Source organism: Allobosea sp. BH3 (assembly GCF_025499465.1).
Taxonomy (GTDB): Bacteria; Pseudomonadota; Alphaproteobacteria; order Rhizobiales; family Beijerinckiaceae; genus Allobosea.
The window spans coordinates 543,184-560,245 of sequence record NZ_JAIMCA010000006.1 but is presented as its reverse complement, the minus strand read 5'-3'; the positions used below and the strand labels follow the sequence as shown (position 1 = coordinate 560,245).

Genomic DNA, 17,062 nt, shown 5'->3' with positions numbered 1-17,062 from the left:
GCGAACGATCAGGCTAACACGCTCTATCCGTTGCGAGAATGCTGTCGGCCGGCCGGGGGGCTCCGGGATCAGGCTTTCGGATGCCGGGCGTTCCAGGCGGCTGCGTAATCCTCGCAGAGCCGGTCGAGCTCGGCCCGGTCGGTGACGCCGGCAGGCCGGGACCGCGATGGCGAGGCCTGCTGGAAGGGCACATAGCGTTGATGCGCGACGCGCCAGAGCCGGCGCATCTCTACCAGCGGCTCGGGGTTGTCGTCGACGCGGATATCGAAGCTCGCCACCGGCTCGCCGTTCCAGATGCGGATCGCGGCCGATTGCTTGCCACGCTTATCCCCGCCGGCCTTCTCGCCGGCCTCCAGCGCCACCAGCAGCCGCTCGTCGAAGTCCAGCGCCGAGGCCGCGATATAGGCCTTCAGCGTCTCCTGGATGACCTGCGGCCCGGCCAGCATGTTGCCCGCGACCGAGACCTGCGGACCGTCGACCGCCCCGCACCAGTCGATGCAGGCCGCGCCCGTATAGGCCGCGATCTTACCGTCGCGGTCGATGACATGGAGCTGGCGATGGGCACGGCCCTCGTCGGCGGCGGTCAGCGTCGCGACGATCTCGACGGCCGGGCGGCCTTCCTGAAGGAGTTTCAGGCCATCGACGCCGTAGAGCGGATTGACGAAGGCCTGCGTCGCGATGGCGCCCACGCGCCCGCCGCCATAGGGCACGCGCGAACCCACGGCGAAGGCGCAGGTCGAGACCGCGACGCCGAAGGCTCCGGTCGCGGCATCGCGGGCGACGATGGACCAGGTCATGCGCTCGCTCCCTCAGCGGCCCGCAGCATAGGCCTGCATCAGACGCGGCGTCGCCGCCGCGCGCAAGAGCCCGTCCGCGCTCTTCTCGGCCGCGGTCAGCCGGCCGATGGTCCAGGCCGGAGAGCGTTCGAGATCGTGGCCACGCTTCTCGAGTTCCGCCAGCGCCGCCTCGCCGATGCTCTCCTCCACCGCCAGATGGCCGGGTCGCGAACCGCGGGGATAGAACGAGGAGGGGAAATGCTGGGTGTGGAAGAGCGGCAGGTCGATCGCCTCCTGCAGATTGAGGCCGTGATGGACGCGGCGCAGGAAGAGCCCGAGCTGCCATTGCTCCTGCTGGTCGCCACCCGGCGTGCCGAAGGCGAGGCGTGGCTCGCCCTTCTCGAAGGCGAGCGTCGGCGTGAGCGTGGTGCGCGGCCGCTTGCCCGGGGCGAGCGAGGCAGGCAGCCCCTCTTCGAGCCAGAACATCTGCGCGCGGGTGTTGAGGCCGAAGCCGAGATCCGGGATGACGGGCGAGGATTGCAGCCAGCCGCCCGACGGCGTGGCCGAGATCATGTTGCCCCATTTGTCGATGACGTCGATATGGACGGTGTCGCCGCGCCGGCCGGCCGCGACCATCGAGGCCATGGTTGGCTCGCCGACGGTCGCGCCGCCGCCCGCCGTCCCGCCGATGGCGCCGAGCGCCGCCATGGCCTGGGCGACCTGCTGCTCGAATCCGGGAATGCTGCCGGGGCGCAGTTCGCGCGACGCGGTCTCACCGATCAGCTTCCGGCGGCCGGCGGCATAGTCCGCGGAGAGCAGCGTCGCCAGCGGCACCTTCACGAAATCGGGGTCGCCGTAATAGGCCTCGCGGTCGGCGAAGGCGAGCTTCATCGCTTCCGCGACGGTGTGGACGAAGGCCGCGCTGTCCGGCCCCATCGCCGCAAGGTCGATGCCTTCGAGGATTTTCAGCGTCTGCAGGAAGACCGGACCCTGACCCCAGGGGCCGATCTTGAACACCTCCCAGCCGTGATAGTCGACCGAGGCCGGCGCCTCGTAGTTCGGCTGCCAGCGCGCCATGTCGTCGGCGGTGAGGAAGCCCTTGTGGCGCCGCCCTGAGGAATCCATCACCTCGTTCTCGCGGCAGAAGCGATCCATCGCCTCGGCGACGAAGCCCTTGTACCAGGCGTCGTAGGCCGCCTGGATCTGCTTTTCGCGGTTGCCGCCGGCGGATTCCGATTCAGCCAGGATGCGCTTGTAGGTCTCGGCCGCGGCTGGGTTGCGGAAGAGCTTGCGTGCTTCCGGAACCTTGCCGCCCGGCAGATAGACCGCGCCCGATGTCGGCCATTCGCCGGTGAAGAGATCGGTCAGCTCGGCGATGGAGTTCGAGACGCGCGGCAGCATCGGGTGCCCGTTCTCGAAATAGCCGATCGCCGGCTCCAGCACGTCGCGCAGCGGCAGGCGGCCATGGTCGCGCAGCAGCGTCATCCAGGCGCCGAAGGCTCCGGGCACCACGGTCGCGAGCAGGCCGGAGCCGGGGACGAGATCGAGCCCCAGCGCCTTGAAGGCGGGGATGGTCGCGGCGGCGGGCGCCGTGCCTTGCCCGCAAAGCACCTCGACCTTCTTCGACGTGGCCGAATAGAAGATGGCCGGTACCTCGCCGGCCGGGCCGACGAGATGGGGCTCCACGACCTGCAGCACGAAGGCGGCTGCCGCGCAGGCGTCGAAGGCGTTGCCGCCCTTTTCCAGCATCGCCATGCCGGAGGCGGTTGCGAGCCAGTGCGTCGACGTGCAGACGCCGAAGGTGCCGAGGATTTCGGGGCGGGTCGTGAACATGGGCGTATTCCTGAAAGCCTAGTTTTCTTTTGGATCGAGCGCGTCGCGCAGGCCGTCGCCGAGCAGGTTGAAGCCGAGCACGGCGAGGAAGATGCAGATGCCGGGCGCGACCGACATCCAGGGCGCCTGCTCCATGAAGTTCTTGGCGACGTTGAGCATCTGGCCCCAGGAGGGGGAGGGCGGTTGCTGGCCGAGGCCGAGGAAGGAGAGCGCTGCTTCGAGGATGATGGCCTGCGCCATGAACAAAGTCGACTGCACCACGATGGGGGACAGGGTGTTCGGCAGGACATGGCGGAACATCAGCCGCAGATCCCGCGCCCCCACCGCCCGCGCGCCCTCGACGAAATCCTCCGCCTTCACGCTCATCACCTGGCCGCGCACCAGCCGGATGAAGATCGGCACGGCGGACAGGCCGATCGCGATCATCGCATTGGTCAGCGATGGCCCGAGCACCGCTGCGAACGCGATGGCGAGGATCAGGAAGGGGCAGGCCAGCAGCGCCTCGGTGACGCGCGAGATCACGATGTCGACCCAGCCGCCATACCAGCCGGCCAGAAGGCCGAAGGGAAGGCCGATGGCCACCGCGATCAGCACCGAGACGATACCGGCGAGCAGCGAGGCCTGCGCGCCGTAGAACAGCCGCGAAACCTGATCGCGCCCGAGCTCGTCCGTCCCGAACCAGTAGAGTTCGGAGGGCGGCTTGCGGATGGCGAGGAAGTTCGACTTGAACGGGTCGGCAATCGGCAGCACCGGCGCCAGCACTGCCATCAGCACGAAGACGAGCACGATGGAGCCGCCGATCAGCGCCGAGCGGTTGCGGATCAGTCGTGCGAGCACGCCGGGCCGCGCCTTCATGCCGCCGGCCGCACCGGCGGCTGAAACTGAATCCAGCGACGCCATCAGCCGGTCCTCAATCGCGGATTGACGAGGATGTAGAGCACATCGGCCAGCAGGTTCATCAGGATGAAGCCGATGGCCGTGCACAGCACCACGCCCTGTACGACGCCATAGTCGCGGGTGAAAACCGCATCCACGATCAGCTTGCCGAAGCCGGGAATGGTGAAGACCTGCTCGGTGAGCACCGCGCCCGCCAGCAGCTCGCCGAAGAGCAGCGTCGTCAGCGTGATGATCGGCACCAGCGCGTTGCGCAGCGCATGGCGGTGCACGACCGTGTCCTCGTCGAGCCCCTTGGCGCGGGCGGTGCGGACATAGTCCGAGCGCAGCACTTCCAGCATGGCGGAACGCGTATGCCGCATCAGGAAGGCGGCGAGCCCGTTGCCGAGCACGAAGGCCGGCATGATCAGCCGCTGGATCGCCTCCCAGGGGTGGACGAAGATCGATTCATAGCCGGAGGCCGGCAGCCATTTCAGATGCACCGAGACGAGCAGGATCAGCATGATTCCGAACCAGAAATTCGGGATCGACAGCCCCGAGAGAGCGACGGCGCTCGCGGAATAGTCGACGACGGTGCCCTTGTGCCGCGCTGCCAGTATCCCGATCGGAATGCCGATGGCGACCGCCACCAGGATTGAGGCGGTGGCGAGCTGGATCGTCACCGGCAGCTTTTGCAGGATGAGCCCGAGCACCGGCTCGCCGGTCCGCAACGAGCGGCCGAAATCGCCCTGCATCACCTGGCCCAGCCAGGCGAAGAACTGCACGATGATGGGATCGTCCATCCGGTAGATCTCGCGCAGCCGCGCGATCACCTCCGGGTCGCGCTCCTCTCCCGCGATCACGAGAAAGGGGTCGCCCGGCAGCGCGCGCTGCAGGGCGAACACGAAGAGCGAGACCAGGAAGAGCGTCGGTATCGCGATCAGGAAGCGGCGGATGATCAGGGTCGCCATTGGCCGCTCCCACCGTCATTGCGATCGTAGCAAAGCAATCCAGGGGCGGCAGAGCTCCACGCCCCCTCGGATTGCTTCGTCGCTACGCTTCTCGCAATGACGGCCATGGCGGTATCGCCATGGCCAGCCGATTTGCGAGCTCTCACGAGCGCTTCAGCCCTGCCAGGCGGATCATGCCGTCCGGGTTGATCACGAAGCCCTCGATATTGGAGCGCAGAGCGAAAAACACCGTCTGGTTGTAGAGATAGATGAGCGGCAGCTCGTCCTGCAGGATCTTCTGCGCCGCATCGTAACGCTTCTTGCGCTCGGCCGGCTCGTAGACCGTGCGGGCCTCGTCGAGCAGTTTGTCGACTTCGGCGTTCGAATACTTGCCGTCGTTCTGGTTGCCCTTCGAGGTGACGAACTGGTGGATGTTGCCATCCGGGTCGATGCGGCCGGACCAGCCGATGCGGCTCATCTGGAACTTGCCCTGCTGCTGGTCGCGCAGCTGGCTGGCGAATTCCGTGGCGCGGATCTGGATGTCGATGCCGGCTTCCTGCGCCATCGCCTGCAGCACCTGTCCGAGCTGGGCGTCGACCGGGTTGTTGGTGACGAAGAGCTCGACAGAGACCTTGGAGAGCCCGGCTTCCTTCAGAAGCGCCTTGGCCTTGGTGACATCGCGTTCAGGCAACGGCAGATCGGCGTTCACATAGAAATTGCCGGGGTTGAACGGCTGGTTCATCGGCGCATAGAGCCCCTCGAACACCACCTGGCTCAGCACCTTGCGGTCGATGGAGAGCGAGAGCGCCTGGCGCACGCGCTTGTCCTGCCCCACCGGCTGCTTGGAGGCCTCGCCGTTGTTGGTGTTGATGGTGATGCCCTGGTAGCCGAGATTGGGCATGCTCGCGACCTTGAGCGACTTGTCGCCCTGCGCCGATTTCACGTCCGTCGGCGCGAGCCGTTCCAGCATGTCGAGCTCGCCGGAGCGCAGATTGGCGAGGCGCACCGTGGTGTCGGGGATGGCGCGGTAGACGATGCGGTCGAAGCCGTACTGCGCCGCGTTCCAGTGCTCCTTGAATTTCTCCAGCACAATGCGGTCGTTCTGGACGCGCTCGACGAATTTGTAGGGGCCGGAGCAGACCGGCTTGGCGGCGACGTCGCCGCCGAGGCTCTTCGGCGCCAGCATCATGCCGGCACGGTCGGTGAGCTGGGCGAGCAGCGTCGCGTCGGGCCGCTTGAGCTTGAGCACCAGCGTCGTGGCATCCGGCGCCTCGACGCTGCCCACCGAGGCGAGTTCGGACTTGCGCAGCGAATCCGGCATCGTCATCGCGCGCTCGAGATTGGTCTTGGCCGCCTCCGCGTTGAAGGGCTCGCCGTCATGGAACTTGGCGTCGCTGCGCAGCTTCATCGTCAGCGTCAGCCCATCGGGCGAGAAGCTCCACTCGGTCGCGAGCTGCGGCACCAGCTTCAGGCTGGGGTCGATGTCGAGCAGCTTGTCGCAGAGGCCCATGAAGACGATGCGGCCGACGAAGGTGCGCGCCTTGTGCGGGTCCAGCATGTCCGGGTCTTCCTGCAGGCCGATCCGCAGGGTGGAGGGTGCCTGCGCCAGCGCCGGAAGCGTGGCGAGCGCGAGCGCCGCGGCCGAGATTGCAACCTTCAACAGCTTCATGATTCTCCCCCTGTGGCGAATGGCCTTGCCCGTTGGTCTTGCTGTGAGACATCCGGATAAGCCGGCGGTGTGCCGACCCTCCGGATTTTGTTCCCCGTGGCACTAACCTGACTCAAAGCAGCGCTGCCGTCGATCCGGGGGGCGCATGAATTCGCAGGCAGCGATGCCTTACGGAAAGGCAGTCCGGCAGCTGCAATGGCCCCGGCATGCCGTATGCAGGACCGCCCGATGCGGCGATGGCTGTCGCTTCGGTGGCGGCGTGCCGCTAGAACGAACCTCGCAGAACAAGACTAAGGATCAAGGGAGAGTTTGCATGCTGCTGGGCGTGATCGCCGACGACATGACGGGTGCGACGGATGTCGCCCTGATGCTGAACCGCGCTGGCATGCGCACCGTCCAGGTCATCGGCGTGCCCCCGGTCGGCAGCGCCTTGCCGGAGGCCGATGCGGTCGTCGTCGCGCTGAAGTCGCGGACCAACCCGGTGGCGGAGGCTGTGGCGGATTCGCTGGCTGCCTGCGAGGCGCTGCTGAAGGCCGGCGCGCGCCAGATCCTCTTCAAATACTGCTCCACCTTCGATTCGACGGCGGAAGGCAATATCGGCCCGGTCGCGAACGCGCTGGCCGAGCGGCTGGGCGCCAGGCAGGCCATCGTCTGCCCAGCCTTCCCGGCCAATGGCCGCTCGATCTACCAGGGCTATCTCTTCGTCGGGGCCGTGCCGCTGCATGAAAGCTCGATGAAGGACCACCCGCTGACGCCGATGCGGGATTCCAACCTCATGCGGCTGATGGCGGCGCAGGCGAAGACCGATGTCGGCCTCGTCGATTATGCCGCCGTGCTGTCCGGTCCCGCCGCAGTGAAGGCGCGTCTGGCCAAGCTGCAGGCCGAGGGCGTCCGCTACGTCGTGACTGACGCCGTCACCAACGAAGACCTGATGACGTTGGGCGCGGCGGTTTCCGAGCATGTCCTGCTCACCGGCGGCTCTGGCATCGCGATGGGCCTGCCCCAGAACTTCCGCAAGGCGGGGCTGCTGCCGGAACGCCCGGGCCCGAAGGAACTGGCGGCGCCCGCCGGCCGCGCCGGCATCATCTCCGGCAGTTGCTCGACGGCGACGCGCGGCCAGATCGCCGCGGCGCTGGCGGCAGGCCTGCCGGCGCTCAAGGTCGATCCGCTGGCGCTCGCCGACGGCAGCCAGGACGCTGCCGGGCTCGCCGCTTGGGCGCTTTCTCAGCCTGCCGACAAGCCCTTCCTGCTCTATTCCAGCGATGACCCTGCGGAAGTCGCCTCCGTTCAGCAGAGGCTCGGCCGCGAGAAGGCGGGAGCTATCGTCGAGGACGCCTTCGCCGAGGTGGCGCGTCGCCTCTCGGAAGGCGGCGTGACGCGGCTTCTGGTCGCAGGTGGCGAAACCTCCGGCGCGACCGTGCTGGGGCTCGGCATCCGGACGCTGGAGATCGGTCCAGAGATCGACCCAGGCGTGCCCTGGACCCGCGTGGTCGACGGGCCTGAGATGGTCGTGGCGCTCAAATCCGGCAATTTCGGCACGCCGGACTTCTTCCTGAAGGCCTGGAAGCTGCTGCGTTGACGGCAGGATGGCGTCATTCTCGGGCGAAGCGCAGCTTCGACCCGGGAATCTCCTGACCAGAAGACACTGGTTTCCGAGATGCTCTGGGCAAGCCCGAGCATGACGTGCGTTGCTGCCGCTTCCGCAAGGGCGCGGCCCGCTCTAGGATCGCAGGATAACTAGGGGAGGCCGGATGGACATGGCGTTTCTCGGCGAATTGCTCACCAGCGTGGCCGATCGCGGCCGCGCGCTGATCGGTTTCGAGCGCTTCATCGGCAATCGTGCCCGGCCGATCGACCGGCTTTGCGAGGATCTGCTCTCGGGCCGCGGAGAGGCCTCGGGCATGGCGCTGGCGCAGGCCGTGCTGGATGCGTGGGAGCAGCTCGACAAGCCCGGCCGGCTCGCCTTCTTCAATCTGCTGAAGGAGCGGTTCGGGCCGGATCAGGCCGGGCTCGACGCTGCTATCGAGGCCTATCGCGAGAATCCGAACGCGGCGGCGATCTCGGCGCTGCATCTGGCGGCCGAGCCGCGCCGGCAGGAGCTGCTGCGCCGCCTCAACCTCGCGCCCGAGGGCACGCATGTGCTGGTCAGGATGCGCGAGGCGCTCTTCGAGGCGATCGCGGCCGAGCCGGAGCTCAAGGCCATCGACGACGATTTTCGCCACCTGTTCGGCTCCTGGTTCAATCGCGGCTTCCTCGTCCTGCGCCGCATCGACTGGCGCAGCCCGGCCAATGTGCTGGAGAAGATCATCCGCTACGAAGCGGTTCACGAGATCCAGGGCTGGGACGATCTCAGGCGCAGGCTCGAGCCGGCGGACCGGCGCTGCTTCGCCTTCTTCCATCCCCAGCTCGTCGACGAGCCGCTGATCTTCGTCGAGGTCGCGCTGACGACCGAGATTCCGCGCTCGATCGGCGAATTGCTGGAGCCCGAACGCACGGTCCTGCCTGCCCAGGAGGCGACGACGGCGGTGTTCTATTCGATCTCGAACTGCCAGGAGGGCCTGCGCGGCATCTCCTTCGGCAATTTCCTGATCAAGCAGGTCGCCGAGGATTTGAAGCGCGAGCTGCCGGGGCTCGACACCTTCGTCACGCTCTCGCCGGTGCCGGGCCTTGCCCGCTGGCTCTCCGCGGCTGTTGCGGAGGGGGGGGAGGTCGCGCTGACCAATGAGGAGCGCTCCGAGCTTGCTCGCCCGGCCGTGGAAGCCATCTCGCTCGACGATCCGGCGAAGGCGCGCCGCGACAAGCTGCTCGGCCAGATGACGGCGGAATACATGCTGCGGGCGCGCACGACGTCGGGCCGCGTCATCGACCCCGTCGCGCGCTTCCACCTCGGCAATGGCGCGCGGCTGGAGCGCATCAATGTCGGCGGCAACCTCTCGGCGCGCGGCCTGCGCGAGTCGCATGGCGTGATGGTGAACTACCGCTACGACCTCGACGACATCGAGACCAACCACGAAGCCTTCGCCACCCGAAACACGGTCGTGGCCTCATCCAGCGTGCGCAAGCTGCTGCGGCCGGCGGCGGGTTGAAGGCCTTGATGACCCCTCCAGCCCTCGTCCTGAGGAGGCCCGCAGGGCCGTCTCGAAGGATGCTCCAGATGGTTGCGGAGCCTCCTGGAGCATCCTTCGAGACGCCGCTGACGCGGCTCCTCAGGATGAGGGCTATATTCTCCAAGCTGCTTTGCGACGGAAACGCCTGAAAGGACCCGAAATCATGGGCAATCATCTCTTCGACCTGATCCGGTCGCGCATGCCGGGGCCGGAGGCGCCCTTCGCGCTCATCGATGACGGTCGCCGCTACAGCTATCAGGACGTGCTCGACGTTTCGGCCCGCTTCGCCAACACGCTGGTCTCGCTCGGCGTGAAGCCGGGCGATCGCGTCGCGGTCCAGGTCGAGAAGAGCATCGAGGCGCTGATGCTCTATCTCGGCACGGTCCGCGCCGGGGCGATCTTCCTTCCGCTCAACACGGCCTACACCCCGGCCGAGATCGAGTACTTCCTCGGCGATGCCGAGCCCGCCGTCTTCGTCTGCGACCTTGCCAAGGCCGAAGCGCTGAAGCCGTTCGCCGAAAAGGCCGGCGCGAAGCTGGAGACGCTCGGCGTCTGGCGCTCGCCGGACATCTCGGCCGGCACGCTCTCCGACAAGGCGCTCAGCGCCTCGGCGAGCTTCACGGATATCGACCGCGGGCCGGACGATCTCGCCGCCATCCTCTACACCTCCGGCACCACCGGCCGCTCCAAGGGCGCGATGCTGAGCCACGACAACCTGGCTTCCAACGCGCTCTCGCTGGTCGATTACTGGCGTTTCACCAAGGACGACGTGCTGCTGCACGCGCTGCCGATCTTCCACACGCATGGCCTCTTCGTTGCGACCAACACGATCCTCCTCGCCGGCGCTTCGATGATCCTGCTGCCGAAGTTCGATCCCGATCAGGTCTTCAAGCACCTGCCGCAGGCGACGAGCATGATGGGCGTGCCGACCTTCTATGTGCGGCTGCTGCAGGATGACAGGCTGACCCCCGCATCGACCAGCCATATGCGCCTCTTCGTCTCCGGCTCGGCGCCGCTGCTGGCCGACACGCATCGCGAATGGCGCGAGCGCACCGGCCACGCCATCCTCGAGCGCTACGGCATGACCGAGACCAACATGAACACCTCGAATCCCTATGACGGGGATCGCGTCGCCGGCACGGTCGGCTATCCGCTGCCGGGCGTCTCGACGCGTGTGGTCGATCCCGAGACGGGCAAGGGGCTCGGCGCCGACGAGATCGGCATGATCGAGGTCAAGGGTCCGAACGTCTTCAAGGGCTACTGGCGCAACCCCGAGAAGACCGCCGCCGAGTTCAAGCCGGACGGCTTCTTCATCACCGGGGACCTCGGCAAGATCGATCCCGCCGGCTATGTCCACATCGTCGGGCGCGGCAAGGACCTCATCATCACGGGCGGCTACAACGTCTATCCCAAGGAGGTCGAGACCGAGATCGACGAGATGCCGGGCGTGATCGAGAGCGCCGTCATCGGCGTGCCACATCCCGATTTCGGCGAGGGCGTGACGGCTGTCGTCGTCCTGAAGCCCGGCGCGACGATCACCGCCAAGTCGATCGCGGCCGCGCTGGAGCAGCGCCTCGCCAAGTTCAAGCAGCCCAAGCAGGTCTTCGTCGTGGCCGATCTGCCGCGCAACACCATGGGCAAGGTCCAGAAGAACCTGCTGCGCGAGCAGTACAAGGACATCTACGCCAAGGCGCTGAAGGCGGGCGAGTAGACAGATTCCGCGTCGCTGATCGCCCGCATGAGAATGAGATTCGGGCGCGGGGAACCCCTCTCCCTCCGGGAGAGTTTTCCCCGCGCTGTCCGAGTTTACCTACGGTTGGCCCGAGCATGGCGGTGGAGTGCTTAGTTACACCAGCGCTGGCGCCTTGATCTCGATCGTCTCGCCGTCGGCCGGGATGTGCAGGCGTTGCGGGGAGATGCCCCGTTTCTCCGCGGCACCCCGGAGCGCCGCGCGGCTGATCGTAGCGTGGTCGAGCGCTTCCATATGCGTCGCGATCACGGTGGCGCGCGGCTGTGCTTCCGCGAGATCGAGCGTCTGCGCGTCGTCCATCACGATCAGCGTGTCGTCCCAGCGCGCGCCGCAGGAATGGGTGACGATCACGTCGGGATCGGTCGCCGCGACGGCGTCGCTCAGGGGTTCGTAGAGCACGCTGTCGCCGCACCAGTAGAGCGTCGGCTCGCCCGGCGCCTCGAAGCTGAGCCCCATGACCGGTCCCATCTTCTCGACGACGGCGCCGGTTCCGTGCTGGGCCGGGTGCCGCTTCAGCACGATGGACCCGAGCCGCACGAAGCATTCGACAGGGGTGATCGAGGTGAAACCCGCCTCCGCGATGGCCTCTTCGTCGCCGGGTCGGCAGATCACCGGCAGGTCTTTCGGCACGCGCTCCTTGGCGACCTCGTCGAAATGATCGGCGTGGAGATGGGAGACGATCACGGTATCGACGCCCGCAAGGATGTCCTCGATCGGCTCGGGCAGGTCGACCATCGGGTTCTGCGAGCGGCCGGTGAAGGAACGACGGCTGTGGCGCGGGCCAAAATCCGGGTCGATCAGGAAGGTCCTGCCGCCGTACTCCAGTTTCAACGTCGCGTTGCGGAGAAGTTTGAGCTTCATGTCCGTCCGGTCCTCGTCTTCGAGGCGGCCATTCTTCCGCCGCTACCGCGGCAAGACCAGTTCGGATTTGTGAAGGCACCGCAACGTGCGCGTGGCGTATCCGGGCTCAAGGTCCCGCGCGTTCGCCGCGCTTGCGCTGGTCTCGATCGCGCGCGCCGGGATCTTCTCGCCGCCGATCCGAGTGCGCAGGTGTTAAGCTGATGGCGCCGAAACGGCCCAATGTGCCGTCTCGGTCAGACGAAATAGGCCAGCTTGCGGTCGGCGGGGAGGGAATCGATCTCGCGCAGTCCGGCTTCCGAAGTTGCGGCGGCCGTGAGAGGCCTTGGCATCGCTGGGGCGTCGTCGTCGAAGACGATGTCGTCGTCGAGCAGGTGGACGCTCGCGATGCGGCTTTCGCGCGGGGCGTGGTCGTTGATGTGCAGCGAGCCGCCGCTTTCCGGCAGGGAGAACGGGACGCGATCGGAATCCTCAGCGGCATGGCTGGCCGCTGCCGCCAAAGCGCGCGCGCCGCCTTCGTCCGCCGGGGTCTCGATGGCTTCGAGGATCGGGCCGGGCTCACGGGAGAGATCGCCGAAGGCCCGCAGGCTGGTATCGAGCATGGCGATGGTGTCGGCGATCTTGTCGATGCGCTGCACCAGCCCGTCCACGATGCCCGCCGCGGCCGAGATTTCCGTGGAGCGCCGGTCGAGCCGGTCGCAGAGCGCCTCCGCCGCGCCGGCTTCCCGCAGCTCCCAGGCAGCCTCCTGGATATTTTCGGTCGCGGCGACGATGCTGTCGGCCGCGTTCGCGATCTGGACGGCGAGGCCGGAGCCCTGCGGGTCCGCCTTGCCGCTGACGCGTTCGAGATCGGCGCGCAGATCTCCGATCAGCTCGGCTGCCTCGATCAGGTTGTCGTCGCGGCCCGTCTCCTGCGCGCTGAGGCCGACGACCCGTTCGATCCGCTGGATCGAATCCAGAAGCTGCAGCGTGTCGGCCTGGCGGTTCCGCTTGGCGTACTCGGCCATGAACCAGCGGCCGCGCGACGTCTCCAGCACCGCGGCTTCGATCGCCTCGTAGTCGGCTTGGCTCAGCGGTGTCAGCGAGCGCGCGTCGCCCATGACGGTTCTGCCTTTGATAGACCGGCCGAATCAGCCATGGCGGTCGTGAGGTTTCGCGCTCGATGTTGCTCGGCATTGCTTAAGGAATTGCTGCCGAGGTCTTCGGGACATTCGGCCGTTCCTCCGGCCTGCAAACCATGGCACCGCGGCAACGCTTCGGAACGGAAGTGTCCGACACCGCGCCGCGCGCTTGCAAAGCGGCCTCGCCACGGCAATACAGGGACATGGGGGCAATTCGGGGCGACGAGCCGGAGCCGCGAGGCTTTTCGGGCGGTGAGGGACGTCGTAGCGACATGGCGAGCGTCGATACCGCCGAACCGCAGGCGATCTTCCGTGACGATGCCGGGACCCTCGCGGTGGCGCTGGCGGGCTCCTGGAGCGCGGACCGCGCTCCGCGCGTCGAAGAGCTGATCGAGGAGATCGGCGACCGCCTGCCGAGCCGGGCGAGGATCGATCTCTCGGCCGTCACGCGGCTCGATACGCTCGGCGCCTATGTCCTAAACCGGCTGAAGGCGCGCCGCGAGCGCGAGGGCTGCGACGTCGAACTCGTCAGCAGCCGGCCAGAGCACGGCATCCTGCTCGCCGAGGTCAAGATTCATGAGGGCGAGAAGCCGGCGCCACACCGGCAGATCCGTATCATCGACGTCCTCGTGAACATCGGCGAGAGCGTCGTCGGCTTCGGTCGCGACATGGTGGGCGGCGCGATGTTCCTGGGCGAGGTCATCGTCGGCTCGGCGGGGGTGGTGCTCGGCCCCCGCAAGTTCCGCGGCCCTTCGCTCGTCAACCAGGTCGAGATGATCGCCTTCGACGGCGCTCCGATCATCATGCTGATCTCGTTCCTCGTCGGCTGCATCGTCGCCCAGCAGGGAATCTTCCAGCTCGAGCAGTTCGGCGCGACGGTCTTCGTGGTGAACCTGACCGGCATCCTGATCCTGCGCGAACTCGCGGTGCTGCTGACCTCGATCATGATCGCCGGCCGCTCCGGCTCCGCCTTCACGGCCGAGATCGGGTCGATGAAGATGCGGGAGGAGATCGATGCGCTGCGCGTGATGGGGCTCGATCCGATCGAGGTGCTGGTCGTGCCGCGCATACTGGCGCTGATCATCTCGCTGCCGATCCTGACTTTCATCTCGGCGATGGCTGGCCTCGTCGGGGCGGGGCTGGTGACCTGGCTCTATGGCGGCATCGGCGTCGACACCTTCCTCGCCCGGCTGCAGTCGGTCATCACCTGGAAGCATTTTGCCGTCGGGCTGATCAAGGCGCCTTTCATGGCCTTCGTCATTGGCCTCATCGCCTCTATCGAGGGGCTGGCTGTCAAAGGCTCGGCTGAATCGCTCGGCCGGCAGGTCACGGCCTCGGTGGTGAAGGCGATCTTCATGGTGATCGTCGTCGACGGCCTCTTCGCCATGTTCTTCGCCTCGATCGAGATGTGACGATGGTGACGCAGAACACTCTCGCTCATGAGCGCCCGGCAGCAGCAGCCCCGGCGAAAGCCCCCGAAGCGGTCATCAAGGTCCGCGACCTGAAGGTGGCCTTCGGTGACAAGGTCATCATGGACGGGCTCGACCTCGACGTGATGCGCGGCGAGATCCTGGGCTTCGTCGGCGGTTCGGGGCAGGGCAAGTCGGTGCTGACCCGCACCATCCTCGGTCTCGTGCGCAAATCGCGGGGCACGATCGAGGTCTTCGGCGAGAACGTCGATACGCTGACGCCTCCGCAGCGGCGCGCGCTGGAGCGGCGCTTCGGCGTGATGTTCCAACAGGGCGCGCTCTTCTCGGCGCTGTCGGTGAAGCAGAATATCCAGGTGCCGATGCGCGAATATCTGGATCTGTCGCCGGATCTGCTCGACGAACTGGCGATGGTGAAGCTCGATCTCGTGGGCCTCCCACCCGACGCGGCCGACAAGGCGCCTTCGGAACTCTCGGGCGGCATGATCAAGCGCGCCGCGCTCGCCCGCGCGCTGGCGCTCGATCCCGACATCGTCTTCCTCGACGAACCGACATCGGGTCTGGACCCGATCGGCGCCGCCGAGTTCGACGACCTCATCATGACGCTGAAACAGACGCTCGGGCTCACCGTCTTCATGGTGACCCACGATCTCGACAGCCTGTATCATGCCTGCGACCGAATCGCCGCCCTGGCGGACAGGAAGGTCATCGCCGCCGGTCCGCTGGAGACGATGCTCGCTTCCGACCATCCATGGCTGAAGGCGTATTTTGGCGGAGAGCGTGCCATGGCCCGGTTGTCGGCCGGGGAGCAGGGATTACAAACCTAGACCATGGAATCCCGCGCAAACTATGCTCTGGTCGGTCTGTTCACGCTCGCGGTGCTCGCGGCGGCGTTCGGCTTCGTCTACTGGTTCAACAGCGGCGGCGCCGGGCGCAAGGAGAGCGTGCGCGTCATCTTCACCGGCTCCGTGACCGGGCTCGGCCGCGGCTCCAGCGTGCTGTTCAACGGCCTTCGCGTCGGCGAGGTGACGAATATCGAGCTTCAGCCGGACGATCCGCGCCGCATCTATGCCGTCATCCAGGTCACCAACACGACGCCGCTGCGCGAGGACACCCGTGCCCGCATCGAGGCGCAGGGGCTTGCCGGCGTCGTCGCGCTGCAGCTCATCGGCGGCGCCTCGGACTCCGCTGTCCTGAAAGCCAAGCCGGGCGAGCCGCTGCCCACGATCATCGCCGAGCGCTCCGAATTGCAGGACATCCTCGAGACGGTGCGCAACGTCGCCCAGAAGGCGGATACGGCGCTGACCTCGCTGGACGGGCTGATCAAGCAGAACACCCAGCCGATCAACAACACCGTCCGCAATGTCGAGAAGTTCTCGCAGGCTCTGGGCAACAATGCCGACGGGCTCGACAAGCTGCTCGCCAGCTTCGGCACCATCGCCGACACGCTTCAGCCGCTGGCCAAGGAGTTGACGGAGGTGGTGCGCGCGGTCGACCGGCAGAGGATCGCCGCCATTGTCGAGAATGTCGACAAGTTCACTGGCGCGCTCGGCGGCTCCAGCGTCGAGGTCGAGAAGGTGGTCAAGGATGCCGCCTCGATCACGGACAAGCTCAACCGGGCGGCCGACCAGGTCGAGGGCGTGCTCAAGGCAGCCCAGACCTTCCTCAACACGGCCGCCGGCACCGAGGGCCGCAGTGCGTTCCAGGAGGTCGCCGACGCCGCGAAATCGATTCGCTTGCTCGCCGACAATCTGGACAAGCGCACCGCAGAGATCACCGCTGGCATCAATCGCTTCACGGGCCCTGGCCTGCGCGATGTCGAAAGCCTGGCCTCGGATGGTAAGCGCACCTTGTCGGAACTCAACAGGACGCTGCGGAATTTCGAGCGTAACCCGCAGCAGTTCATCTTCGGCGGCAGAGCTCCCCTCCCGCAATATAACGGATCCCGCTAGCCCATGATCTTCGAGGCCAAGACGACCGGGTCCAAGACGACCGAGGCCAAGACTACCGAGGCCAAGGCAACTGGGCCGCAGACGATGCAGGTGCCGCCTTCGCCGGTCCGCCGCGCCAGGCTGGGGATCGCGACCCTGGCCGGCTGCCTGTTCCTGGCAGGTTGCAGCAGTCCTTCGCCGACGACTTTCGATCTCTCGGCACCCAGCGGCTTCGGCCGGGTAGGGGGCTCGCGTGCCGTCATGGTCGTGGCCCAGCCGACGACGGTGCAGGCGCTCGATTCCGATCGAGTCATCGTCAAGGATTCGAGCGGTGCGCTCTCCTTCGTCGGCGGTGCGCAATGGGCGGACCGTATTCCGGCGCTGGTGCAGGCTCGCCTGATCCAGACCTTCGAGAACGCCAGCCGCATCGGCTCGGTCTCCGGGCCGGGGCAGCGCATCTCCCCCGACGTGCAGCTCAATACCGATATCCGCAGCTTCAACATCGACGCGGCGAGCGGCGCGGCGGTGGTCGAGATGACCGCCAAGGTCGTCGGAGACCGGACCGGGCAGATTCAGCGCGCGCGCCTGTTCTCCGCCCGCGTTCCGGCAAGCTCCGTCGACGGGCCGGGCGCGGCCCAGGCCCTCGACCGGGCGCTCTCGCAGGTGCTGATCGAGATCGTGCGCTGGGCGCGGTAGGCCCTCGCTGACTTCTTGCGGTTCAGAGCCAAAAAAAGGCCGCCCTCTCGGGCGGCCTTTGCATTTGGATG

The 17,062-nt window shown here is 67.0% G+C and carries 14 protein-coding genes; 7 read left to right on the top strand and 7 right to left on the bottom strand.

What is annotated here, in order from left to right:
- Positions 1-68: 68 nt before the first annotated feature.
- From BoBH3_RS22290 to BoBH3_RS22270, 5 genes are all read right to left on the bottom strand, one after another.
- Positions 69-797 carry a DUF1028 domain-containing protein gene (locus BoBH3_RS22290; RefSeq protein ID WP_262333048.1) on the bottom strand — a complete coding sequence of 243 codons (729 nt, stop codon included), beginning with the start codon at positions 795-797 and terminating at the stop codon, positions 69-71.
- A gap of 12 nt (positions 798-809) precedes the next feature.
- Positions 810-2,609 (bottom strand): gamma-glutamyltransferase family protein, encoded by a 1,800-nt coding sequence (locus BoBH3_RS22285; protein WP_262333047.1) that lies wholly within the window; start codon positions 2,607-2,609, stop codon positions 810-812.
- An 18-nt stretch (positions 2,610-2,627) separates the two neighbouring features.
- The gene (locus BoBH3_RS22280; protein WP_262333078.1) at positions 2,628-3,464 is read right to left on the bottom strand and encodes an ABC transporter permease; all 837 of its coding nucleotides are present in this window, start codon (positions 3,462-3,464) and stop codon (positions 2,628-2,630) included.
- 44 nt (positions 3,465-3,508) lie between these two features.
- The gene (locus BoBH3_RS22275; RefSeq protein WP_262333046.1) at positions 3,509-4,453 is read right to left on the bottom strand and encodes an ABC transporter permease; all 945 of its coding nucleotides are present in this window, start codon (positions 4,451-4,453) and stop codon (positions 3,509-3,511) included.
- A 142-nt stretch (positions 4,454-4,595) separates the two neighbouring features.
- Positions 4,596-6,101 (bottom strand): ABC transporter substrate-binding protein, encoded by a 1,506-nt coding sequence (locus BoBH3_RS22270; protein ID WP_262333045.1) that lies wholly within the window; start codon positions 6,099-6,101, stop codon positions 4,596-4,598.
- 313 nt (positions 6,102-6,414) lie between these two features.
- On the opposite strand from BoBH3_RS22270, the gene otnK reads away from it, so the two are divergent.
- The 3 genes from otnK (at position 6,415) to BoBH3_RS22255 (ending at position 10,919) form a co-directional block, all read left to right on the top strand.
- Positions 6,415-7,680: a 3-oxo-tetronate kinase gene (gene otnK, locus BoBH3_RS22265; protein ID WP_262333044.1), complete on the top strand. Its 1,266-nt coding sequence runs from the start codon at positions 6,415-6,417 to the stop codon at positions 7,678-7,680.
- Between the two features lie 172 nt (positions 7,681-7,852).
- Complete coding sequence (locus tag BoBH3_RS22260) at positions 7,853-9,187, top strand: malonyl-CoA decarboxylase (protein ID WP_262333043.1); 1,335 nt, start codon at positions 7,853-7,855, stop codon at positions 9,185-9,187.
- Positions 9,188-9,371: 184 nt separating this feature from the next.
- Complete coding sequence (locus tag BoBH3_RS22255) at positions 9,372-10,919, top strand: malonate--CoA ligase (protein WP_262333042.1); 1,548 nt, start codon at positions 9,372-9,374, stop codon at positions 10,917-10,919.
- A 135-nt stretch (positions 10,920-11,054) separates the two neighbouring features.
- Here BoBH3_RS22255 and BoBH3_RS22250 read toward each other — a convergent pair whose 3' ends face one another.
- Entirely contained in the window at positions 11,055-11,819 is a 765-nt protein-coding gene (locus BoBH3_RS22250) for an MBL fold metallo-hydrolase (protein ID WP_262333041.1), read from the bottom strand.
- Between the two features lie 233 nt (positions 11,820-12,052).
- Entirely contained in the window at positions 12,053-12,916 is an 864-nt protein-coding gene (locus BoBH3_RS22245) for a hypothetical protein (protein WP_262333040.1), read from the bottom strand.
- A 293-nt stretch (positions 12,917-13,209) separates the two neighbouring features.
- On the opposite strand from BoBH3_RS22245, the gene BoBH3_RS22240 reads away from it, so the two are divergent.
- Genes BoBH3_RS22240 through BoBH3_RS22225 form a run of 4 tightly spaced genes read left to right on the top strand, consistent with a single transcriptional unit; the run spans position 13,210 to position 16,991 of the window.
- Positions 13,210-14,349, top strand: a complete 1,140-nt coding sequence (locus BoBH3_RS22240) for an ABC transporter permease (RefSeq protein WP_262333039.1) — start codon at positions 13,210-13,212, stop codon at positions 14,347-14,349.
- 2 nt (positions 14,350-14,351) lie between these two features.
- On the top strand, positions 14,352-15,191 hold the full coding sequence (locus tag BoBH3_RS22235) for an ABC transporter ATP-binding protein (protein ID WP_262333038.1): 840 nt from the start codon (positions 14,352-14,354) through the stop codon (positions 15,189-15,191).
- Positions 15,192-15,194: 3 nt separating this feature from the next.
- A complete protein-coding gene (locus tag BoBH3_RS22230; RefSeq protein ID WP_262333037.1) occupies positions 15,195-16,316 on the top strand; it encodes an MlaD family protein in 1,122 nt (373 codons plus the stop codon).
- Positions 16,317-16,319: 3 nt separating this feature from the next.
- The gene (locus tag BoBH3_RS22225; RefSeq protein WP_262333036.1) at positions 16,320-16,991 is read left to right on the top strand and encodes an ABC-type transport auxiliary lipoprotein family protein; all 672 of its coding nucleotides are present in this window, start codon (positions 16,320-16,322) and stop codon (positions 16,989-16,991) included.
- Positions 16,992-17,062: the final 71 nt, after the last annotated feature.